Below are 5426 nucleotides of genomic sequence, written 5' to 3' on the forward strand. Positions count from 1 at the left end.
ACGTCAGCTACAAATGTTTCTTGTAGCGAAAGTGAAACGTCAGCTACAAATGTTTTTTGTAGCGAAAGTGAAACGTCAGCTACAGATGACTCTCACCACTGAAATTGATTATGTTTCAATTAGTTGAATATTATATAACTTAAACCATGTATGAATTTGCCCCAAATAAGCCAAAAGCTGCGGGCCAGCCATTAATTGTCCATACCAAGGAACTTTGAAAGAACTGCCGCCAGATTCAATTAGCCCTATTAACTTCTGTCGCTCAAATAATTCATGAAGAATTGAATTTTTATCTTTCATTATTTCTCTTAGCCATTTTTGAACGCCTGCTGTATAAACTGGATGATAAGTTTTAGGGTACGGATTCTTTTTCCGATATAAAACTTCTTCTGGCAATAAATGTTGCATTGCCTTACGAAGCAACCCCTTTTCTATACCGCCTAAATTTTTCATTTCCCACGGAATATTCCACGCATATTCCACAAGGCGATGATCTGCAAATGGAACACGAACTTCAAGACTTGCCCCCATGCTCATACGGTCTTTTCGTTCCAGCAATGTTTGCATAAACCATACCATATTCAAATAAAACATTTCACGTTGCCTTATTTCCTCAATACTCTCTCCATCAAGATATGGTACTTCAGCAATTGTTTGCGAATATACTTGTTGTGCATATGATTCAACTGCTAATTTCTTACGCCACCGCTCTTGTAACATTGTTGACCTTTCAGACAGTGAACGAATCCAAGGGAATCCTGTAGTCGTTTCTGTAAACCATGGATAACCACCGAAAATTTCATCCGCACATTCACCTGATAGTGCAACGGTAAAGTCCTTTTTTATTTCTCGACAAAACCACAATAAGGATGAATCTACATCGGCCATCCCTGGTGAATCTCTAACAATGACAGACTCTACTAACAAATCGATTAATTGCTGTTGAGAAATTTCCTCAGCGTGATGTGTAGTACTAAAGGTATCTGTCATTTTATGAATCCAATACGTGTCTGTGGATGTTTGAAAAGCATGTGGATTAAAGAAACGTTCGTTATCCTCATAGTCTATAGAGTACGTATGAAGTGTACCTTTGTTTTGTTGCTGAAACATGTTTGCTGCAATTCCAGTAATAATGCTGGAATCTAAACCGCCTGAAAGAAAGGTACAAATCGGTACGTCTGAAACAAGCTGTCGTTCAATAGCGTCCGTTAGCAAAAAATGGACATGATCGATTGTTTCTTCTAATGACTCTTCATGCCGTTTACTCTGTAACTGCCAATACTGCCAAATGCGTATCCCTTCTCTAGAGAAACGCATTGCATATCCTGGACGTAGCTCATCAATATTTTGAAAAAGTGACTTTCCGGGCATTCTAGACGGTCCTACAGCCATAATATTTGCTAGACCTTCTGCATTAACTGTTGTTTTCATCAATGGATGAGCTAATAATGCTTTCACCTCGGATGCAAAAAGCAAGCCATCTTGAAGCTCTGTATAAAACAAAGGCTTTACTCCTAGTCGATCTCGGCATAAAAAAAGCGATTGTGCTTGTTCATCCCATACACCAAAAGCGAAAATTCCATTTAAAAAATCAACACACAGCTCTTTCCATTCAATATAAGCGGTTAATAACACTTCCGTATCAGAATGTGTTGTGAAAACATGCCCTCGATTTTGAAGCTCTTTCCGTAATTCTTCTGTATTATAAAGCTCGCCATTATATGTAATGACATAGTTTGCTCCATCATGTACTTTCATCATCGGCTGCTTTCCACCGATCAAATCTATGACAGCTAACCGTCGATGGCCAAATGCAATATGCTCACTACACCAAATATTTTCATCATCAGGCCCACGTTTATTTAACGTTTGCGTCATTAACTTCAGAATTCTATCACTTGTTCTTAAATCCTTTTGAAAGCTAGCCCATCCTGTAATACCACACATTTAGCCACACATCCTTTCGCCTATTAGCGTATGCAGTAAAGCGTGGAAACGTGAAAAAGAACACGAGATGTTTGAAAACATCTACGTGTTCTATCCATTATTTATTAAAATAAGCCACCAACAAAGTCGGTAATACCGTCCCATAAGTTTCCGAAGAAGCTACCAATACCTTGGAAGAATAATGAGAAACCATTAGCACGCTCTACAGCCTCTGTAGTGACAACATCAGCTGAAAGGTCCTTACCGTCAATAAAACCGTAATCTGTGCCTTCTGAGCGCTCAATAACTACCTTTCCGACAACTGTGTCCTTCTTAACCTCTGCTTCAAGACTCTTTTTATCTAATACCAGTTTAGGTTTATATAAATCTTTTTCAGATGACTTTACCATAAATGAAACTGGTTCTTTAACAGCAATCGCTACATTCTTTTCTTTACCTTTTGTAACTTTTACTGTTTCTTGATCTTTAAACTTATAGTTCGCTGGAATAATTTCTTGTTTCGAGAATTGTGAGAAGCCATAGTTAAATAATTTAGCTGTTTCATCGAAGCGAGCTTTTCTTGTGCCTTCTCCCTTTTCATCTACAGCCTTCATAACAACAGAAATTAAACGTGTACCATTTCGCGTTGCAGTACCTGTAAAGCAATGTCCAGCAAAGTCTGTTGTACCTGTTTTTAACCCGTCAACGCCCTCATAATGGTTCGCTAATCCAGGTAACATATCGTTCCAGTTTCTCATTTCAATTCGATCTTCTGTACCTTTACGGAACGTCTTTTCTGCAATTTTAGACGTTTCTAATACCTCTGGATGATCTTTTAGTAAATGATATGCTAATTTTGCTACAGATTTAGCAGGCATTACGTTTTCATCTTTTGGTCCAGTACCAGCTGGATGCATACCAAATAAATCTGCATTGTTAAGTCCAGTAGAGTTTACGAATTTATAGTCTTTAAGACCAAGCTCTTCCGCTTTTTTATTCATTAATTTTATAAACTCAGTTTCAGTACCTGCAATTGTTTCCGCAATAGCCACTGTAGCAGCATTTGCAGAGTAAATAGCCATCGCCTCATACAATTCACGAATTGTGTAAGTTCCATCTCTACGTAATGGTACATTACTTAACGCACGGTTTTGAGAAATTTTATACGTATAATCAGTTACATGATATTCCTGATCCCACTTAACTGTACCTGCATTAATTGCGTCCAATAACAAGTATTCAGTCATCATCTTTGTCATACTCGCAATACCTAGTGAAGTATCTGCATTTTGCTCATATAAAATTTTACCTGAATCTGCGTCAATTAAAATCGCAGCATCCACATTTAATCCTAAATCTGTTTCTGCATTTGCCTTTGCAGGAACACCTGCCAAAACACTAAATAACAAAACAGGAATTAGGAGCAAGCGAATAACTGTGTTCATTGTCTTTTTCACCTTTAAAGCCCTCCAAAAAAATAATCTTGTCCTCGACATTTTATCATAGAAAGTACCGTCCGTGCGCACTCTCTATCATAAAAAAAATGCTCTCGCGCCATCTTTGTAGACGATTCGAGAGCATAAAAGTTGCTAGTAATATATTACATCGAATAGTTTGGTGATTCTTTAGTGATTTGTACATCATGTGGATGTGATTCACGTAGACCTGCACCTGTCATTCGAACAAACTGAGCATTTTCACGTAAGAACTCAAGGTTAGCTGAACCACAATAGCCCATACCTGCACGAATACCACCGATTAGTTGATAAATAGTATCCGCTAGAGGTCCCTTGTAAGGAAGACGACCTTCAATACCCTCAGGTACTAATTTTTTCGCATCCTCTTGGAAATAACGATCCTTTGAACCTTTTTCCATAGCTCCAATTGAACCCATGCCACGGTAAACCTTGAAGCGACGACCTTGGAAGATTTCAGTATCACCAGGAGATTCAGAAGTACCTGCAAGTAGTGAACCAAGCATTACAACATTACCACCTGCTGCTAGAGCTTTAACAATATCTCCAGAGTATTTAATGCCTCCATCAGCGATAATTGCTTTACCAAGCTCACGAGCTACTGTTGCACAATCGTAAACAGCTGTAATTTGTGGTACACCTACACCAGCTACGACACGAGTAGTACAAATAGATCCTGGTCCAATACCAACTTTCACTACATCTGCTCCAGCTTCAAATAATGAACGTGCACCTTCAGCTGTTGCCACGTTACCAGCGATAATTTCAAGCTCTGGATAAGATTCACGGATTGAGCGAATCGTTTGTAGTACACCCTCAGAATGACCGTGAGCTGTATCGATTACTACGATGTCTACTTGTGCTTCAACAAGCTTTTCAATACGTATCATCGTATCTTTTGAAACACCAACTGCTGCCCCTACTAATAAACGACCATGTATGTCTTTTGCAGCGTTAGGGAACTCAATTACCTTCTCAATATCCTTAATCGTAATTAATCCAGTTAATTTACCTTCTTCATCTACAATTGGTAGCTTTTCGATTTTATATTGTTGAAGAATCTTTTCAGCATCCTCTAGAGTCGTTCCAACAGGAGCTGTAATCAAATCTTCTTTTGTCATAACATCTTCAATTTTTAAAGAATAGTCAGAAATAAAACGTAAGTCGCGGTTTGTAATGATCCCTACTAGCTTTTGGTTTTCCATACTATCAACGATTGGTACACCAGAAATTCGGTATTTACCCATTAAATGCTCAGCATCGAAAACTTGGTGAGTCGGAGTTAAGAAGAATGGGTTTGTAATAACACCATTTTCAGAACGTTTTACTTTTTCTACTTGCTCAGCTTGCTCATCGAGCGACATGTTCTTATGGATAATACCGATACCACCTTGACGTGCCATAGCAATTGCCATTTTAGATTCTGTAACTGTATCCATGCCTGCGCTGATCATTGGAATATTTAATTTAATCTTTGGTGTTAGTTGAACTGATAAATCAACATCTTTCGGTAATACTTCTGAATGCGCTGGTACTAATAATACATCATCAAAAGTTAAACCTTCTTTGGCAAATTTAGTTTCCCACATTTTCGTAACGTCCTCCTATAGTTAAAAGAATATTAATTGTAAGATTAACAACGTGCTAAGCTACTGTCAAGAAACTTATAAAAGAAAGACAATTCAGATTTTTAAAGGTAGCAAATCTAATAGCCTTTTCTCCCTTTTTTTACACTGATAAAAATATAGCCTTTTTAATGTTCTTCATCATTTATTATATACATATTAGTTGAAGACTATCTTATTTTTAGACAAGTTTTGTGGAATTATTAATCAATTATACCTCGGCATAATTACGTCTGGATTGGCGCTTGCACAAAGAACGCTTTTCCGATTCCGTGACATCTGCCGGAAGTTTTAACTTATTAAAGTTTTTTATAAAAAAAAAAACAGCCAGCACACAGCTGACTGTCTTTGCCTAGCGACGTCCTACTCTCACAGGGGGAAGCCCCCAACTACCATCGGC

3 protein-coding genes are annotated in these 5426 nt (G+C 37.9%); all 3 read right to left on the bottom strand.

Going from position 1 to position 5426, the window contains the following annotated elements:
• Positions 1 to 108: 108 nt before the first annotated feature.
• On the bottom strand, positions 109 to 1947 hold the full coding sequence (gene asnB / locus QRN68_RS02285; protein ID WP_285395031.1) for an asparagine synthase (glutamine-hydrolyzing): 1839 nt from the start codon (positions 1945 to 1947) through the stop codon (positions 109 to 111).
• Between the two features lie 104 nt (positions 1948 to 2051).
• Positions 2052 to 3383 carry a D-alanyl-D-alanine carboxypeptidase family protein gene (locus QRN68_RS02290; protein WP_285395033.1) on the bottom strand — a complete coding sequence of 444 codons (1332 nt, stop codon included), beginning with the start codon at positions 3381 to 3383 and terminating at the stop codon, positions 2052 to 2054.
• 143 nt (positions 3384 to 3526) lie between these two features.
• Positions 3527 to 4990: an IMP dehydrogenase gene (gene guaB / locus QRN68_RS02295; protein WP_285395035.1), complete on the bottom strand. Its 1464-nt coding sequence runs from the start codon at positions 4988 to 4990 to the stop codon at positions 3527 to 3529.
• Positions 4991 to 5426: the final 436 nt, after the last annotated feature.

This window comes from Lysinibacillus sp. fls2-241-R2A-57 (assembly GCF_030209535.1).
Taxonomy (GTDB): domain Bacteria; phylum Bacillota; class Bacilli; order Bacillales_A; family Planococcaceae; genus Lysinibacillus.

Bases quoted from the DNA above. Each gene is read 5' to 3' on its own strand.
- asnB (WP_285395031.1), bottom strand. From the start codon at position 1,947: ATGTGTGGTATTACAGGATGGGCTAGCTTTCAAAAGGATTTAAGAACA.
- guaB (WP_285395035.1), bottom strand. From the start codon at position 4,990: ATGTGGGAAACTAAATTTGCCAAAGAAGGTTTAACTTTTGATGATGTA.